The organism is Streptomyces marianii (assembly GCF_005795905.1).
Lineage (GTDB): Bacteria > Actinomycetota > Actinomycetes > Streptomycetales > Streptomycetaceae > Streptomyces > Streptomyces marianii.
In genome coordinates, this window is sequence record NZ_VAWE01000001.1 from 7758437 (window position 1) to 7775746 (window position 17310).

Genomic DNA, 17310 nt, shown 5'->3' on the forward strand with positions numbered 1-17310 from the left:
TCGGAGGTTCGGAAGTGAGGAGGCCCGTCACGGACAGGTGTAGAGGAACTCCGCCGACGCCTCGTGCCGCGAGGGGGAGCTGAGCCGCAGTTCGGCACGTGCGCGGTAGGCGCCCTCGCCGTGGAACGTCCACAGCAGGCGCAGCCGCGCCCTGTCCTGGCCGCGGGCCAGCCGCTCCGTCAGCACCTCGGACGCGGTGCCGTCGCTGCGCACCCAGCGGTAGGTCAGGGCGCCCGGCCTGCCGTCGGTGCGCACCACGGCCGTGACGACGGCGGTGCCGTCGCAGCCCGGGCCGCCGGGGTCGGTGTCCACCGCGACGCCGCGGACCGTGGGGCCGGGGCCCAACCGCTGCCAGCCGAGGAACAGGAGGACGGCGAGCAGGATCACGGCCGCCAGGGCGTAGCGGCGCAGCCAGGACGCCCACGACCGGCCGGCGCCGCGAGCGGGCGGGGGCGCGGCACCCGGCAGCGTGCCCGTGTGCCACACGACGGTCGTACGGTCCCCGTCGTATCTCTCCCGCACCGCCGCCGTGACCCCCGGGCCGAAGCGCAGCACCGTGCCCTCGACCGCGTCCGGGGGCGTGTCGGGCAGCTCGGACCAGTGACTGGCCAGCGCCGTGGCGCTGTAGTCCTCGGGCGGCGGCGGGCCGTTCCCCCCGCCGTCCGGCGATGGGGGAGGGGTGCGGAAGGGGACGCGCGGGTCGTCGTTCATTCGACCGTGCACCTCCACGTCACGATCTCCTGCCGCGAGCCGCCGTTCGCGGCGCCCGGCGAGCTGTCCGCCGTGAGCCGCCAGTAGCAGGCCCTGACGTTCTGGAACGCGTGCTCGACGGTGAGCGTGTACCTCGTCGCGCCACTGCGCTCGAAGGTGTCGGCGGCGCCGTCCGGGGTGCCCGGGCCGCCCTTGGTCGCGGCGGTCGCCCAGTCCAGGACGATGCGCACCGGGCCGGTGCCGTCCGTGACGACCTCGACGGTCGCGGTGGCCGTCGCCGTACCCGTCTGCCGCAGTGAACCGATCGACACGGTCGCCACCGACACCTCCGGCGGCTCCGGGGTCACCGGGGGTTCGGAGGTGACCGGCGGGGGCTCCGGTGGGGTCACCGGCGGGGCCGTCGAAGTCCCGGGGGCGGTGGACGGGGCGGCAGGGCCGGAGGAGCCGGCGGTCGCCGTCGGCTCCGGTGCCGAGGACGACGGCGAGGAGCCGGGGGACGCGGAGACGGCGGACGGCGACGGCGCGACGGAGGCCGGGCCGGTGGTCGCGTCCGGCGCCGGGGGCACGGCGCTCGTGGTGGCGACCGCCCGCGCCGCAGGACTCACCTGACCGTCGCCTGCGGCCTGCGCCGCGATCACCAGCAGCAGCCCCAGGACGAGCGCGAGCGACGCGGCGAACAGCCCCTGCCGGTCCGGCCACAGACCCCCGAGACGGTGGCCGCGCCCCAGCGAGGTCGACGCCCGCGCCGCCACCGAGACCGGCGGCGCACCGGTCGAGGGAAGCAGCAGCGGCAGCATCGCAGCCAGCGCGGCGAGCTCCCCCCGGCCGCGCTCCTCCCAGTCGGGTCCGACGGCCTCGCACGCGATCGCCTCCAGCTCCGCGACGAACGCCTCCGCGGACTCCGGCCGCTCCTGCGGGGACTTCGCCATCCCGCGCCGGATCAGCGGCCGCAGTGCCTCGGGCACCCCGTCGACGGGTACCGGCGCAGTCGTGTGCCGGAGCGCGAGCTCCGCGAAGTTCTCGCCGGTGTACGGCTTGCGTCCCGTGACGCACTCGAAGAACGTCGCCGTGGCCGCGTACACGTCGGCGGCCGGCGAGGCCGGCCCGCCGGTCCACTGCTCCGGGGCCATGTACGAGGGCGTGCCCGCGACCCCCGGTGTCGTGCCCCGCCCCGCCGCGATACCGAAGTCGACGAGCTTGGACGAACCGTCCGGCGCCACCAGCACGTTCTCCGGCTTGTAGTCGCGGTGCACGACTCCCGCCCGGTGTGCCGCCGCGAGCCCCAGCAGTGAGCCCTTGAGCACCACCAGGGCGGGCGCGGCGCCGGTCGCGCCCTCCCTGGCCAGCAGGGCGCGCAGCGCTGTCCCGTCCACCAGCTCCATCACGATGGCCGCGCCGTCGGGGCATTCGACGTACTCGTACAGCCGGACCACGTGCGGGGTGTCGAGCCCGCTCAGCAGCCGTGCCTCCGAGCGGAAGGCACGGACGAAGGCGGTGTCCCGGCGCAGCCGCTCAGCGAGGTACTTGACGGCCACCGGCGTGCCGGTGCCGTCGTGGACGGCGAGCACGACCCGTCCGCTGCCGCCCGAACCGAGTTCTCTGGTCTCGGTGTATCCCGGGACCGTCCATGCGTTCATGCCACCCCCTCGGCGGACGCGGCCGGAGCGCACCGCCGGCGCCGCGCGCGCCTTCGTCCCCACAACAGACACACGTACGGTACCGGCCGGTTCCCGGCGGTCCGCCGGTCAAGGGAGTTCCGCGGCCGGTGTCCGGCCGGCGCGGGCGATCAGTCCGTGCAGCCGCTCGGCGGCGGCCCGGCCGAAGGACGGATCGTTGATGTGGGTGGGGAAGTCCACCGTCTTCACCGGGCTGCCCGCCAGCCCCTCCCGCAGCGCCGCGAACAGGGCCGCGTCGGCGGCCGGGTCGTGGTACGGGCCGTCCGGCGCCCCGAGCGTCGACAGCCCGCGCAGCGGCACGCACACCTCCGCCGGCCCCCGGGCGCCGCGCAGTTTCTCCGCGATACCCCGGCCGAGCTCGGAGCACTCCCGTGCGGTCGTGCGGACCACGGTCACGGACGGGTTGTGCACGCGCACGTCCCGGTCGCGCAGCCGCTCCGGGACGGTGTGGGGAGGCCCGAACTTCACCATATCGAGGGCGCCGAGGCTCACGACCTGGGGCGTGCCCCGGCGGCCCGCGGCGCGCAGCCGGTCGGGGCCGGCGGTCAGGGTGCCGCCGACCAGTTCGTCCGCCAGCTCACTGAGCGTCAGGTCCAGCACGCCCGCGAACAGCCCCTGCTCCGCCAGGGCTTCGAGGGTGCGGCCGCCGGTTCCGCTGGCGTGGAACACGAGCACCTCGTAACCGAGCTCGGTCAGCCGCTCGCGGGCCGCGTCGACCCCTGGGGTCGTGACGCCCGCCATGCTCGCCGCCACCAGCGGCCTGCCGCCCGCCCCCAGCCGCTCCGGCCGCACCGCCCGGGCGTTCTCGGCGAACCCCTTCGCCATCCCGGAGACGGCGTCGACGGCGTTGGCCAGGAGCGGGGCCGAGACGGAGTTGACGCCGGCGATGTCGACGATGCTGTACATCATCGTGATGTCCGTGGATCCGACGTATACGGACACTTCGCCCGACGCCATCGACGACACCATCAGCTTCGGTACGCCGAGGGGCAGACCGCGCATGGCGCGAGTCGCGATGGAGGTTCCGCCGCTTCCGCCGAGGGCCAGTACTCCGTGCAGCCGTCCGTCCTCGTACAGCCGCAGGAGGATGGCGGCCGCACCTCGGGCCATCGTCGTCACGGCGGCGCCGCGGTCCCCCTCGGCCCGCAGCCGCTCAAGGTCCGCGCCCGCCGCCCGGGCCACCTCGGAGCGCGGCACGTCCGCGCGCAGCCGCGGCTCGCCGGCGACGCCGGCGTCGACGACGACCACCCCGACGCCGTGCCGCAGCAGCCGCTCCCGAAGCCACGCGTACTCGAGACCTTTGGTGTCCAGGGTGCCCAGAAGGACCACGATCGCCATCCCGGTACTGTCCGCGAGAATCGACAAAGCGACAAGGGTGCCCGCGGGCAGTCCCCGGTGGCCGAGGGCAGCCGCGGGCGGCTCCGGCGGTATCAGCCGGACCGGGCGGTGTCGTCGCGGGAGCGACGTGTCGCACACGGCGCCCGTCGGCCGGTCGCCGGGCCGCGGCGGAGGCGTCCGGGCAGGTCGTCGGTGGGCAGGCCGTGCACCGGCTCGAAGGAGTGCCCGGCGCAGGCCCACGACAGCACGCGGTCGCAGGGGTCGCGCGGATCGGCCGAGCCGATCCGGTCGTCGTCCCGCAGCGGCCGCGCCCGGGCCGGTCGCCACGGCGAACCACGGGTGCGCCGGGCGCTCCTGCCCTGTCCCGGCCCGTTCCGGCGGCCGGGCGCCCCCACGCGCACCCGCCCTGCCCCGTTCCCGCCGCTCGCAGGCGCGCTCCCGCCCTGCCCCTGCCCCTGTCCCGGCCCCGTTCCCGGGGCACCACGCGCACCCGCCGAGCGGCGGACTTACGCTGGACTGGCTGTTCACCGTGGAGGTGTGCCCATGTCGCGTAACCACCACTTCCACCTCGAACGGGGCCGCCACTCGATCACCGTCAACGTCGGCCCCGGAAGGACCGGGGGCATCGAGCTCCTGGTCGACGGCAAAGTGATCGAGTACCGGAGGGAGCACGGTACGGGCACGACGGTCCTCAGCGGCCTGCTCCCCGACGACCCGGCCCGGGAGTTCGTCGTCCGGGTCCACCAGCCGCACCTGGTGCGGATGAAGCCCGGCTGCACCCTGGAGCTGGACGGTGTGGAACTGCCCATGCCGGAGCGGTACACCGCACTCTGAGCGCCGCCGATCGGTCCCGCCTGTGGTCGCTTTCGAGTGACCCCGGCGGCTCCGTGCCGCAGGCGGCGGTCCGCCGTACCGGAGCATCGCAGTCGGCCGGACTCGCCGGCCCTGGACCGTGTCCGCGAAGCCCCGCCCCGCCGGCGGACCGCGCCACCGACGCCGACACGGCCCAGCCGCCGGATCCGGTGGAAGGCCGTCATGCACATCCTGCTCATCGCCAGCGCCTACAACAGCCTCACCCAGCGCGTCCACGCGGAGCTGAGGGACCGGGGCCACAGCGTCGCCGTCGAGCGCACCCCGGACGGGGACGCCGTGCGCGAGGCCGTCCGCCGGCACGAGCCCCGCCTCGTACTCGCCCCCATGCTGAGGACCGTCATCCCGGCCGACGTCTGGACCCGGTACACCTGTCTCGTCGTCCACCCCGGCCCGGTCGGCGACCGGGGTCCGTCATCCCTGGACTACGCGGTCCAGGAGGACGCCGGGGTCTGGGGTGTCACCGTCCTGCAGGCCGACGGGGAGATGGACGCCGGAGACGTGTGGGCCACCGCGAACGTCGCTCTCCCACCCCTCGCCAAGAGCGATCTCTACCGGGGTGAGGTCTCCGACGCCGCCCTCACCGCCGTCCTGCTCGCCGTCGACCGCTTCTCCTCCGGCACGTACGAGCCCCGGCCGCAGAGCGCCGGGTACGGCCAGGTGAGCGTCCGACCGTACGTCCGCCAGGACCTCCGGCGCATCTCCTGGGAGGACGACTCCACCGAGACCGTGCTGCGCAAGCTGCGCGCCGCGGACTCGCAGCCGGGCGTGCTCGACGAACTGCTGGACGGCGAGTGGTTCCTGCACGGCGGCCACCCCGAGGACCAGCTGCGCGGCCGCCCCGGTGAGCTGCTCGCCACCCGGGCCGGCGCCCTGTGCCGGGCGACCGCGGACGGCGCCGTGTGGATCCCCGAACTGCGGCCCCGCCGCGACGCCGCGGGACGGCCCGGTGTCAAGCTGCCCGCCACCCTGGCGCTGGGGGACCTGCTGCCGCTCCTGCCGGATCTCCCCGCGCCCCTCGGCCTCGGCGAACACCGCCGTACCTGGAGCGACATCCGCTACCGGGAGGAGGGGCCCGTCGGGGTGCTGTCGTTCTCCTTCCCCGGCGGCGCGATGAGCACGGAGCACTGCCGGCGGCTGCTCGACGCCTACCGGGTGGCCTGCTCCCGGCCCACCTCGGTGCTGGTCCTCGGGGCGTCACGGGACTTCTTCTCCAACGGCATCCACCTCAACGTCATCGAGGCGGCCGCCGACCCCGCGGCGGAGTCCTGGGCCAACATCAACGCGATGGACGATCTCGTGGAGGCCGTGCTCACCACCACGGACCGTCTCGTGGTGGCCGCCGTCGGCGGCAACGCGGCCGCGGGCGGGGTCATGCTCGCACTGGCCGCCGACGAGGTCTGGTGCCGTGCGGGGGCGGTCCTCAACCCCCACTACCGGCTGATGGGGCTGTACGGCTCGGAGTACTGGACGTACTCCCTGCCCCGGCGCGTGGGCGGCCCCATGGCCGAACGGCTCACCTCCCAGGCCCTGCCGGTGACCGCGACCGCCGCGCTCCGCCACGGTCTGGCCGAGCGGGTCGTCGAGTGCGGCCCCGAGGAGTTCGCGGGCGAGGTCACCCGGATGGCGGCACGCCTCGCCCCGAATCCCTCGACCCAGTCCCGGATCGCCGCCAAGAAGGCGCAGCGGGAGCGCGACGAGGCCGTCCGGCCGCTGGCCGCGTATCGCGCGGACGAGCTCGCCCGGATGCTGCGGACCTTCTCGGACCCGACCGCCCCCTACCACCGGCTGCGGCGGGCCTTCGTCCGAAAGGAGCCACCGCGGGACACCCGGCCGGAGGAGGCCGCGGTGGCAGCCGGTACGGCCGCCTGTTAGCAAGGGACGAAGGCCCGATCACGGGTCTTTTGTCGCGATATCCCCCAGGAGACGCCTCATGGATGCAGGAACGCCGACCATGGTCGACGCCGCGGCCTCGTCCGGCGCGGCCGCGGCCGAGGACAAGCCGATCCATATCCTCTGGATCAACGCCGGACTGAGCTGCGACGGAGACTCGGTCGCGCTGACCGCCGCCATGCAGCCGAGCATCGAGGAGATCGCCCTCGGCGCCCTGCCGGGTCTGCCGAAGATCCAGGTCCACTGGCCGCTGATCGACTTCGAGTGCGGTCCGGTGGGTGGCGCGGACACCTTCATCGAGTGGTTCTTCAAGGGGGAGCGCGGGGAGATCGACCCGTTCGTGCTCGTCGTCGAGGGCTCCGTGCCGAACGAGTCGATCAAGCAGGAGGGGTACTGGTGCGGCTTCGGCGACGATCCCGAGACCGGCCAGCCCATCACCACCAGTGAGTGGATCGACCGGCTGGCCCCCAACGCCCTCGCCGTGGTCGCGATCGGCACCTGCGCCACGTACGGCGGCATCCACGCGATGGCCGGCAACCCCACCGGCGCCATGGGTGTACCCGACTACCTCGGCTGGGACTGGAAGTCCAAGGCGGGCATCCCGATCGTGTGCGTCCCCGGCTGCCCGATCCAGCCGGACAACTTCGCGGAGACGCTGACGTACCTGCTCTACCAGGCGGCCGGCTCCGCACCGATGATCCCGCTCGACGACAAGCTCCGCCCCACCTGGCTGTTCGGCCAGACCGTCCACGAGGGCTGCGACCGGGCCGGCTACTACGAGCAGGGCCAGTTCGCCGAGACGTACGACTCGCCCGAGTGCCTGGTGAAGATCGGCTGCTGGGGGCCCGTCGTCAAGTGCAACGTGCCCAAGCGCGGCTGGATGAACGGGATCGGAGGCTGCCCCAACGTGGGCGGCATCTGCATCGCCTGCACCATGCCGGGCTTCCCCGACAAGTTCATGCCGTTCATGGACGAGCCGCCCGGCGGCAAGCTCTCCAGCACGGCGAGCGGCGCCTACGGTGCCGTGATCCGCAGGCTCCGCAACATCACGGCCAGGACCGTGGACAAGGAGCCCAAGTGGCGGCACACGGGCGACAAGATTACCACCGGTTACCGGCCCCCGTGGTCGACGTGACCCCCCTCCGGGACAGCGACACCCCCTCCCGCTCGACGACGTGATGACGTGAAGAAGGGCACCGCACACACGATGGCACCGAAGACACAAGCGGCCGGTGACGGCCTGGTGGAGATGTCCTGGGATCCGATCACCAGGATCGTGGGCAGTCTCGGCATCCACACCAAGATCGACTTCAAGCAGAAGCGGGTCGCCGAGTGCTACAGCACCTCGTCGGTCTTCCGCGGCTACAGCGTTTTCATGCGCGGCAAGGACCCGCGCGACGCCCACTTCATCACCAGCCGCATCTGCGGCATCTGCGGTGACAACCACGCCACGTGCTCCGTCTACACGCAGAACATGGCGTACGGGGTGAAGCCGCCGCACCTCGGCGAATGGATCATCAACCTCGGCGAGTCCGCCGAGTACATGTTCGACCACAACATCTTCCAGGAGAACCTGGTCGGGGTCGACTACTGCGAGAAGATGGTCCGCGAGACCAACCCGGGCGTCTGGGAGATGGCGCAGCGCACCGAGGCGCCGCACGCCGCCGAGCACGGTTACCGCACCATCGCCGACATCATGACCTCCCTGAACCCGATCGAGGGCGAGTTCTACCGCGAGGCCCTCCAGGTCAGCCGCTACACCCGGGAGATGTTCTGCCTGATGGAGGGCCGCCATGTGCACCCCTCCACGCTCTACCCGGGCGGCGTCGGCACGGTCGCCTCCGTACAGCTCTTCACGGACTACATGTCCCGCCTCATGCGCTACGTGGAGTTCATGAAGCGTGTCGTCCCGCTCCACGACGACCTGTTCGACTTCTTCTACGAGGCCCTGCCCGGTTACGAGGAGGTCGGCCGCCGCCGGGTGCTCCTCGGCTGCTGGGGCGCCCTGAACGACCCCGAGTACTGCGACTTCACCTACGCCAACATGACCGACTGGGGACGGAAGATGTTCGTCACCCCCGGCGTCGTGGTGGACGGCAAGCTGGTCACGAACGACCTCACCCAGATCAACCTCGGCATCCGGATCCTGCTCGGCAGCTCGTACTACGAGGACTGGGAGGGCCAGGAGCAGTTCGTCACCCACGACCCCCTCGGCAACCCGGTCGACCCGCGGCACCCGTGGAACCAGCACACCATCCCCGCCCCCCAGAAGCGGGACTTCGGCGACAAGTACAGCTGGGTCATGTCCCCGCGCTGGTTCGACGGCAAGGAGTACCTGCCGCTCGACACCGGCGGCGGCCCCATCGCCCGCCTCTGGTCCACCGCGCTCTCCGGCCTGGTCGACATCGGCTACGTCAAGGCCACCGGGCACAGCGTCGTCATCAACCTGCCGCGCTCGCTCACCAAGCCGGAGACCACCTTCGAGTGGAGGATCCCGCAGTGGAGCAACGCGCTGGAGCGCAACCGCGCCCGCACCTACTTCCAGGCCTACTCCGCTGCCGTCGCGCTGCACTTCGCCGAGAAGGGCCTCGAGGAGGTCCGCGCCGGACGCACCCAGACCTGGGAGAAGTTCGACGTGCCCGACGAGTCCATCGGAGTCGGTTTCACCGAGGCCGTCCGGGGCGTCCTCTCCCACCACATGGTCATCCGGGACGGCAAGATCGCCAACTACCACCCCTACCCGCCGACCCCGTGGAACGCGAGCACCCGCGACACCTACGGCACCCCCGGCCCGTACGAGGACGCCGTGCAGAACACGCCCATCTTCGAGGAGAACTCCCCGGAGAACTTCAAGGGCATCGACATCATGCGGGCCGTCCGCAGCTTCGACCCGTGCCTGCCGTGCGGCGTCCACATGTACGTGGGCGACGGCCGGACGGTGAAGTCGATGCACGTGCCCACCGGACTGAGCGGCCTCGCCGGATGAGCCCGGTCACGGGCACGGTCAGTGCGGAGCAGGCGGGCCGCCGCGTCGAGGAGATCCTCGACCGGCTGGCCGCCGGCGGCGACGAGCGGGCGTGCTCGGCGGCCGAGGAACTCGTCCGGGTCCTCATGGACTTCTACGGCGCCGGACTGGCCAGGACCGTCGAACTGCTCGCCCGCCCGGCGGACGCCGAGCCCGCCGAAGGGCGTCCCCCGGCGCCGCTCGCCGGGCTGCTCGGCGACGAACTCGTCAGCGGCCTGCTGGTTCTGCACGACCTGCACCCCGAGGACGTGCCCACGCGGATCGCGCGTGCGCTGCGCGGGGTGCGGCACTCCCTCGAATCGGCCGGGTACGACGAGAGCACCGGCGTCCTGCGGCTCCGCCTCACCGGCTCCACCGGATGCGGCTGTCCGAGCACCCAGGAAGTCGCGCGGCAGGCGGCCGTCGAGGCACTCGCCTGCTTCGCGCCCGAGGTGACGGCCGTGGAACTCCACCCCGTCACCCGCGAACCGGCACTCCTGCAGATCGGCGCAGGGCCGCCCGGCGGTGGTTCCGCCGCGGGCCGGGCGCCGGCCACGGCGACGTGAGCGCGGTCCCGACGGGTCCGGGGCGGCAGCGGCCCGCCCAGGGGCCGCGCGGACTGCGCCGGTTCACGGCGCCCCGGACGCCCCGAGAGGAACGCTGCGAACTGTGCGGTACCGCCCTCCCCGACGCGTGTCACCGGCATCTGGTCGACATCGAGAAGCGGGCCCTGGCCTGTGCCTGCGGTCCGTGCACCCAGCTCCTCGACCGGCCCGGCGCGTCGCGGGGCCGCTTCCGGGCCGTGCCCGCACGCCATCTCACCGACCCCGGACACCGCATCGACGACACCACCTGGGAACTGCTGCGGATCCCCGTGGGCGTCGCCTTCTTCTTCCACAACTCCGCGCTCGAACGGCCCGTCGCGCTCTACCCGAGCCCCGCGGGCGCAACCGAGAGCGAGCCGGAACCGTCGTCCTGGGAGACGGTGCTGGCCGCGACCGAACTGGCCGGCATGCTGGAACCCGACGTGGAGGCACTGCTGCTGCGCCGCTCCGGCGGCCGCACCGAGTGCCATCTGGTCCCGGTCGACACCGCCTACGAACTCGTGGGCCGGATGCGGCTCACCTGGCACGGTTTCGACGGCGGACCCCAGGCCCGCGCCGAACTCGACGCCTTCTTCGACCGCGTACGACAGCGGGCCACACCGCTCCGGGGGAGCCGGGCATGACCGAATTCACCTTCCACTGCACGGACGTACGGGCCGATCCGTACGCCGCCGGCCCGACGCTCGTCTTCCGGCTGCGCATCACCGCGTCGCCGGGAACCCGCGTCCACGCCCTCGCCCTGCGCTGCCAGTTGCGCATCGAACCTGCCCGGCGCGGCTACGCCGACTCCGAGGCCGAGGGCCTGAACGACCTGTTCGGCGAGCGTTCGCGCTGGGGCACCTCGATGCATCCGCTGCAGTTCGCGCAGGTCTCCCACATGGTGCCCGGCTTCACCGGTGAGACCGAGACCGATCTCCCCGTGCCGTGCACCTACGACATGGACGTCGCCGCGACCCGCTACGCCCACGCCCTGTCCGAGGGCGAGGTGCCGGTGCTGATGCTCTTCTCCGGCACCGCCTTCACCGGCGCCGGCGGATTCCACGTCGAACCGGTGCCGTGGGACCGGGAGGCTGCTTTCCGGATGCCCGTGAAGGTCTGGCAGGAGATGGTCGACCAGCACTTCCCGGGCTGCGGCTGGATCCGGCTGCCGCGGGAGACCATGGACAGCCTCCTCGCCTTCCGCTCGCGGCGGGCACTGCCCTCCTGGGAGTCCACGGTCGAAGCCCTGCTCGACGCGTCCGGCGGGAGGACGGCCCCGTGACCACCGCCGTCTTCACACCCGAGACCGAGGCCCGGCTCGCCACCGCGCGCCAGGTCGCCGACGCGGTCCTCTTCGAGGGCTACGTGCTGTACCCGTACCGGGCCTCGGCGGCCAAGAACCGGCTTCGCTGGCAGTTCGGGGTGCTCGTGCCGCCCGCCTGGAGCGCACGCTGCGAGGAGCACGACGCCCAGCACACCGAGTGCCTGATGGAGCCCCGGCCCGGCGCGCGTCTCGCGGTGGAGGTCCGCTTCCTCCACGCCCAGCGGCGCACCGTCCAGCGGGCCACCGCGGACGGCGGCTTCGAGACCGTCCGCGAACTCGACCTGGAAGACCGGGTCCTGGTCCCCTGGGACGAGGGAGTCGAGGAACGCGTCGAACTGACCGCGCCCGTCGCCGACCTGGCGGGCGAGGGCGTCGCCGTCCCGTTCAGCCGGCCCGCCCGTGAGGAGACCGAACCGGTCCTGGACGGCGGGGGGCGCACCGTCGGCCGGCTCCTGCGCCGCCGGGAGGAGATCAGCGGCGTCGTGAGGCTCTCCGCCGCCGAACTCGACGGCCCCTACCGGACGATGCGGCTCACGGCCGTCGTGGAGAACACCGGTGGCTGGATGCCGCAGCCCGGCGGGGACCGCGACGCGGCGCTGCCGTACTCGCTCGTCGCCAGCCATCTGCTGCTCTGCCTCGACCGCGGCTCGTTCCTGTCCATGACCGACCCGCCGGAGTGGGCCGAGGGAGCCGTCGCGGCCTGCCGGAACCTCCACACCTGGCCCGTGCTCGCGGGCGAACCCGGCCGAGCGGACCTGGTGCTGTCGTCGCCGATCATCCTCGAGGACCATCCGGCCATCGCACCGGAGAGCCCCGGTGCCCTCTACGACGCCACCGAGATCGACGAGATCCTCGCCCTGCGCACCGCGGCCCTCACGGACGAGGAGAAGCGCGAGGCCAGGGGCACCGACGAGCGGGCCGCCGCGGTCATCGACCTGGCCGACACCATGCCCGCGGAGGTCCTCGAACGGCTGCACGGCGCCGTCCGCAGCCTGCGGGAGGTCACCGGACCCGCGCCGCACGAGGACCCCCTCGCCGCCGGCCGCGGCACCGCCCGCCCCGACACCCCCTGGTGGGACCCGGGCGGCGACACGAGCGTCGACCCCGAGCACGACCGGGTGACGGTGGACGGCATCCCCGTGGGCGCGGGAAGCCGGGTCGTGCTGCGGCCCGGCCTGCGGCACAGCGACGCGCAGGACCTGTTCCTGCAGGGCCGCACCGCACTGGTCGAGGCCGTGCTGCACGACGTGGACGGCGGTGTGCACATCGCGGTCACCGTCGAGGGCGACCCCGGTGCCGACATCCGCCGCGAACAGGGCCGGTTCCTCTACTTCCAGCCCGACGAGGTCGAACCCCTGGAGACCGCATGAACGCCCCCGCGCAGGACCGCCCCCGGACCCTCGTCGCCGGCGTCGGCAACATCTTCCTCGGCGACGACGGATTCGGCGTCGAGACCGTGCGCGCGCTGGCCGGGCAACCGCTGCCGGACCACGTCGAGGTCGCCGACATCGGCATCCGCGGCGTCCACCTCGCGTACCGGTTGCTGGACGGGTACGACACCCTCGTCCTGGTCGACGCGACGGCCCGCGGTGACGAGCCGGGCACGCTCTACCTCGTCGAGCCGGACCCGGGCAGCGCCACCGGCGCACCCACGGACGCCGTCGCCCTCGACGGCCACCGGATGTCCCCCGACGCCGTACTGGCCCTGCTGGACACGCTCTGTGCCGGTACCGGCGCCGCAGCGCCCCGCCACGTCCTCGTCGTCGGCTGCGAACCCGCCTGCGTCGAGGAGGGGATCGGACTCAGCCCGCAGGTCGCCTCCGCCGTACCGGGAGCGGTTCGCATGATCACGGACCTGGTGCACCAGTCAGCCCCGGCACCGACCGGTCTCACATGAGGAGCACACCCATGAACAAGAAGGTCATCGGCGGCGCGGCCGCCGCCACCGCGGTCGTCGCGCTCGTCAAGGGATTCCTCCCGGACATCAGGCGCTATCTCCGCATCCGCAGGATGTGACCCGCACCGCGTGACTCGCGGGATCCGACCCGCGTGCCGTCACCTGCGGAACAAGCGGGATCCGACCCGCGTGCCGGTGACCCGCGGGACCAGCCCCCGCGGGATCCGGTGCTGACCCGAGGGACGCGGGTCGCGCGGCACGACCCGTGGGATCCGGGCCCGCACTGCGCGGCGGGACCCGGCGGCCGCCCGGCCCGCGGCCGCTGCACCGAACGGCGGACGCGACCGGGCACCGTCGGCGCGCCGGTCGGAGCGGCCCGGCGGGCGCACCTGTAATGGGCACGGTCACGCCCGCCCCCGGGCACAACGGGCCACCGCCGCGCAGGACGGAGACCGATGCACGAGATGTCCATCGCGCTCGCCGTCGTCGACCAGGTCGAGGAGGCGGCGCGATCGCACGGCGCCACCGCGGTGCGCACCGTGCGCCTGCGGATCGGCGAGCTGGCCGGAGTCGTCCCCGACGCGCTCGCCTTCTCCTTCCAACTGGCCTGTGCGGGAACCCTCGTCGAGGGAGCCGAACTCGTCACCGAGACGGTCCCCGGCCTCGCCCGCTGCGCCCCGTGCGACGACGAGTGGGCGGTGGGCATGCCGCCGCGGCTGATCTGCCCGGTGTGCGACCTGGCCACCGCGGAACTGGTCTCCGGCCGCGAACTGCGGATCGCCGCCGTGGAGTGGCACGACGACCCCGCGGGCCCCCGGGTTCGCGAACCGATCTCCGAGGAGGGCTGACCCATGTGCCGTGTTGTCGATCTGCAGCAGGCGGTGCTCGCCAAGAACGACGCGACAGCCGAGGTCCTGCGCAGGGAGCTGGCCGCGCGCGGGACGACCGTCGTCAACGTGCTGTCCAGCCCCGGGAGCGGCAAGACCGCCCTGCTCGAGGCCGAACTCCTGCTGGCCCGGGAACGGGGCGTCACGGCCGCGGCCCTCACGGCCGACCTCGCCACCGAGAACGACGCCGTACGCCTCGCCCGTTCCGGCCTCCCCGTCAAGCAGGTGCTCACCGACGGTCTCTGCCACCTCGAGGCCGACATGCTCGCCGGGCACCTCCACGGCTGGCTGGCCGAGGACACCCGGCTGGTCTTCGTCGAGAACGTCGGCAACCTCGTCTGCCCCGCCTCGTACGACCTCGGAGAGGCACTGAGAGTGGTGCTCGCCTCCGTCACCGAGGGCGAGGACAAGCCGCTGAAGTACCCCACCGCCTTCGGCCTCGCCCACCTCGTGATCATCACCAAGACCGACATCGCGGAGGCCGTCGGCTTCGACGAGGCCGCCTTCCGCGCCAACGTCGAGCAGGTCAATCCGGGCGTGGACGTGGTCCTCACCTCCGCCCGTACCGGCGCCGGCACGGGAGCGCTCCTCGACCGGGCGCTGGCCGCGGCGGAAGGCACCGCGGTCCACATGCCGGTGATGGCACAGGCCCGGGCATGACCACCTCCGCGCCGGGCCCGGCCGCCTCCGGGCCCGGGCCCGTCGCCCCCGTTTCCGTCCAGCGGCGCCGGGTCACCGTGCGGGGCGTGGTCCAGGGGGTCGGCTTCCGCCCGTTCCTCCACAGCCTCGCCACGGGGCTGGAACTGACGGGCCATGTGACGAACACCGGTGACGGAGTGGTCGCCGAGGTCGAGGGGGCATCGGTCGCCGTGGCCCGGTTCTGCGCCCGGATCGCCGAGGAGGCCCCGCCCCTCGCACTCGTCGAGTCCGTCCACGACCGGGAGGTCCCCGTCACCGGAGGCAGCGGGTTCCTCATCGTCGCCTCGGACAGGGACGGACCCGTGCGAACCCTGGTCTCCCCGGACACCGCCACCTGCGCCGACTGCCTGCGCGAACTGGCCGACCCGGCCGACCGCCGCCACCGGCACCCCTTCATCACCTGTACGCACTGCGGCCCGCGCTTCACCATCGTCACGGGTCTGCCCTACGACCGCGAGCACACGACGATGGCGGGCTTCCCCATGTGCGCCGATTGCGCCCGGGAGTACGGCGACCCGGGCGACCGGCGCTTCCACGCGCAGCCCGTTGCCTGCCCCTCCTGCGGACCGCGGCTGCGGATGATCGTGGCCCCTGCCGCCCCCGGCCTCCGTCCACGGCACGTGGTCGCTCCGAACCCCAACGACCGCAGCCTCGGCGGGCCCGTCGTCGCCGACCCGCTGCAGGAGGCCCGCGAACTGCTGTCCGACGGGGCGATCCTCGCCGTCAAGGGCCTCGGCGGCTACCACCTCGCCTGCGACGCCGGCAACAAGGGGGCCGTGGCACTGCTGCGCCGCCGCAAGGCCCGCGGTGACAAGCCGTTCGCGCTGATGGCCAGGGACGTCGAGGACATCGGGCACCTGGTCCACCTGGGCGCCGAGGAGCGTGAACTGCTCACCGGCCCGGCCCGGCCGATCGTCCTCATGCGCCGCCGGGTACCTCCCGCTGACGCCCCGCCCGGAGCCCCGCGGCCGGTGGAGGGGGTGGCCCCCGGCAGTCCCGACCTCGGTGTGATGCTGCCCTACACCCCCCTGCACCAGCTGCTGCTCGGCCTTCCCGGCGAGGAACGCACCGGCCCCCGGCTACTCGTCATGACCAGCGGGAACGTGGCCGGGGAACCGATCGTCACCGACGACGAGGAGGCACTGGAGCGGCTGGCGGACCTGGCCGACGCGTGGTTGCTGCACGACCGGCCCATCCACGTCCCCTGCGACGACTCGGTGGTGCGCGTCTGCGACGGGGAACTCCTCACCCTGCGCCGCTCCCGGGGGCACGCCCCGCTGCCGGTCACCCTGCCGCTGCCGGTCCCGCCCGTCCTCGCCGTCGGCGGAGACCTCAAGAACACCTTCTGCCTGGGCAGCGGCCGCAGAGCATGGCTGTCCGCGCACGTCGGCGATATGGACGACCTCGCCACCCAGCACGCCTTCGCCTGCGCGGAGGAGCAACTGGAGGAGATCACGGGAGTGCGGCCGGAGCTGGTCGCCGCCGACCGCCACCCCGGCTACCGCTCCGCCCGGTGGGCCCGGCAGAACGCCGAGGGCCGGCCCGTCGTGCACGTTCAGCACCACCACGCGCACATCGCCTCCGCCATGGCCGAACACGGCCTCGACGGCAGCCGCCCCGTGATCGGCGTCGCGTTCGACGGAACCGGATACGGGGACGACGGCGCCGTGTGGGGCGGCGAGGTCCTGCTCGCCGACTACGACGGCTTCCACCGCCACGCCCACCTCGGCTACGTCCCGCTTCCCGGCGGCGACGCGTCCGTGCAGCGCCCCTACCGCATGGCACTCGCCCATCTGCGCGCGGCCGGTATCGGCTGGAGCGGCGACCTGCCCTGCACCGCCGCCTGCCCCGAGCAGGAACTGCCTCTGCTGCACAAGCAGTTGGAGCGCGGCCTCAACTGCGTCCCGACCTCCAGCATGGGCCGGCTCTTCGACGCGGTCTCCTCCCTCGCGGGCGTGTGCCACGTGGCGGGGTACGAGGCCCAGGCCGCGGTCGAACTCGAAGCCGCCGCGGTCCTGGCGGACGGCACCTGGGGTGAGCCGTACGCGTTCGGGCTGCGTCCGGCGGGCCGGGGTACCGCCGCCGCGATGACCGCCGACCCCGCACCCGTCCTGACCGCGGTCGTCGACGACGTGCGCGCGGGCACGCCGGCGTCCGTGATCGCGGGGCGCTTCCACGGCGCGGTCGCCGCGCTGGTCCGCAGGATCTGCGCCACGGCCCGGGAGCGGCACGGGCCGGAGACCGTGGCGCTGACCGGGGGAGCGTTCGCCAACGTGGTGCTCTCCTCGGCGTGCGCGGCCGGGCTGCGGGAGGACGGTTTCACCGTACTGCGCCACCACCGGATCCCGCCGAACGACGGAGGGCTGGCGCTCGGCCAGCTCGTCGTGGCCGCCCGTGCCGCGGGGGGCGCCGGATGACGCGGCGGCA

Annotated in this window: 16 protein-coding genes; 13 read left to right on the plus strand and 3 right to left on the minus strand. The window is 73.5% G+C overall.

The genetic code is table 11. The features are described 5' to 3' along the window. Window positions 1-27: 27 nt before the first annotated feature. From FEF34_RS35030 to FEF34_RS35040, 3 genes are all read right to left on the minus strand, one after another. A complete protein-coding gene (locus tag FEF34_RS35030; protein WP_138056749.1) occupies window positions 28-711 on the minus strand; it encodes a hypothetical protein in 684 nt (227 codons plus the stop codon). Further along, window positions 708-2348 carry a serine/threonine-protein kinase gene (locus FEF34_RS35035; RefSeq protein WP_138056750.1) on the minus strand — a complete coding sequence of 547 codons (1641 nt, stop codon included), beginning with the start codon at window positions 2346-2348 and terminating at the stop codon, window positions 708-710. Before FEF34_RS35035 ends, FEF34_RS35030 begins: the two co-directional genes overlap by 4 nt. 108 nt (window positions 2349-2456) lie before the next feature. Continuing rightward, window positions 2457-3725 (minus strand): Tm-1-like ATP-binding domain-containing protein, encoded by a 1269-nt coding sequence (locus FEF34_RS35040; protein WP_138056751.1) that lies wholly within the window; start codon window positions 3723-3725, stop codon window positions 2457-2459. Window positions 3726-4268: 543 nt separating this feature from the next. On the opposite strand from FEF34_RS35040, the gene FEF34_RS35050 reads away from it, so the two are divergent. The 13 genes from FEF34_RS35050 (at window position 4269) to hypF (ending at window position 17300) form a co-directional block, all read left to right on the plus strand. Further along, entirely contained in the window at window positions 4269-4559 is a 291-nt protein-coding gene (locus FEF34_RS35050; RefSeq protein WP_138056752.1) for a hypothetical protein, read from the plus strand. Between the two features lie 201 nt (window positions 4560-4760). Further along, window positions 4761-6470 carry an enoyl-CoA hydratase-related protein gene (locus FEF34_RS35055; RefSeq protein ID WP_138056753.1) on the plus strand — a complete coding sequence of 570 codons (1710 nt, stop codon included), beginning with the start codon at window positions 4761-4763 and terminating at the stop codon, window positions 6468-6470. Between the two features lie 58 nt (window positions 6471-6528). Further along, window positions 6529-7623: an NADH-quinone oxidoreductase subunit B family protein gene (locus FEF34_RS35060; protein ID WP_138056754.1), complete on the plus strand. Its 1095-nt coding sequence runs from the start codon at window positions 6529-6531 to the stop codon at window positions 7621-7623. Window positions 7624-7695: 72 nt separating this feature from the next. Beyond that, window positions 7696-9474, plus strand: coding sequence for a nickel-dependent hydrogenase large subunit (locus FEF34_RS35065; protein ID WP_138056755.1), 1779 nt, complete (start codon window positions 7696-7698; stop codon window positions 9472-9474). Next, the gene (locus FEF34_RS35070; RefSeq protein ID WP_138056756.1) at window positions 9471-10058 is read left to right on the plus strand and encodes a hypothetical protein; all 588 of its coding nucleotides are present in this window, start codon (window positions 9471-9473) and stop codon (window positions 10056-10058) included. Before FEF34_RS35065 ends, FEF34_RS35070 begins: the two co-directional genes overlap by 4 nt. Then, window positions 10055-10720: a DUF5947 family protein gene (locus FEF34_RS35075; protein WP_138056757.1), complete on the plus strand. Its 666-nt coding sequence runs from the start codon at window positions 10055-10057 to the stop codon at window positions 10718-10720. Before FEF34_RS35070 ends, FEF34_RS35075 begins: the two co-directional genes overlap by 4 nt. Next, on the plus strand, window positions 10717-11358 hold the full coding sequence (locus FEF34_RS35080) for a DUF6084 family protein (RefSeq protein ID WP_138056758.1): 642 nt from the start codon (window positions 10717-10719) through the stop codon (window positions 11356-11358). Before FEF34_RS35075 ends, FEF34_RS35080 begins: the two co-directional genes overlap by 4 nt. After that, on the plus strand, window positions 11355-12770 hold the full coding sequence (locus FEF34_RS35085) for a hypothetical protein (protein WP_138056759.1): 1416 nt from the start codon (window positions 11355-11357) through the stop codon (window positions 12768-12770). Before FEF34_RS35080 ends, FEF34_RS35085 begins: the two co-directional genes overlap by 4 nt. Then, on the plus strand, window positions 12767-13297 hold the full coding sequence (locus FEF34_RS35090; RefSeq protein ID WP_138056760.1) for a hydrogenase maturation protease: 531 nt from the start codon (window positions 12767-12769) through the stop codon (window positions 13295-13297). Before FEF34_RS35085 ends, FEF34_RS35090 begins: the two co-directional genes overlap by 4 nt. A gap of 11 nt (window positions 13298-13308) precedes the next feature. Continuing rightward, a complete protein-coding gene (locus tag FEF34_RS44380; protein ID WP_392618218.1) occupies window positions 13309-13416 on the plus strand; it encodes a DUF6893 family small protein in 108 nt (35 codons plus the stop codon). Between the two features lie 336 nt (window positions 13417-13752). Continuing rightward, window positions 13753-14145 carry a hydrogenase maturation nickel metallochaperone HypA/HybF gene (locus tag FEF34_RS35095; protein WP_138056761.1) on the plus strand — a complete coding sequence of 131 codons (393 nt, stop codon included), beginning with the start codon at window positions 13753-13755 and terminating at the stop codon, window positions 14143-14145. Window positions 14146-14148: 3 nt separating this feature from the next. Next, window positions 14149-14844, plus strand: a complete 696-nt coding sequence (gene hypB, locus FEF34_RS35100; protein WP_138056762.1) for a hydrogenase nickel incorporation protein HypB — start codon at window positions 14149-14151, stop codon at window positions 14842-14844. Then, complete coding sequence (gene hypF / locus FEF34_RS35105; protein WP_138056763.1) at window positions 14841-17300, plus strand: carbamoyltransferase HypF; 2460 nt, start codon at window positions 14841-14843, stop codon at window positions 17298-17300. The genes hypB and hypF overlap by 4 nt, the downstream gene beginning before the upstream one ends. The last annotated feature ends 10 nt before the right edge of the window (window positions 17301-17310 follow it).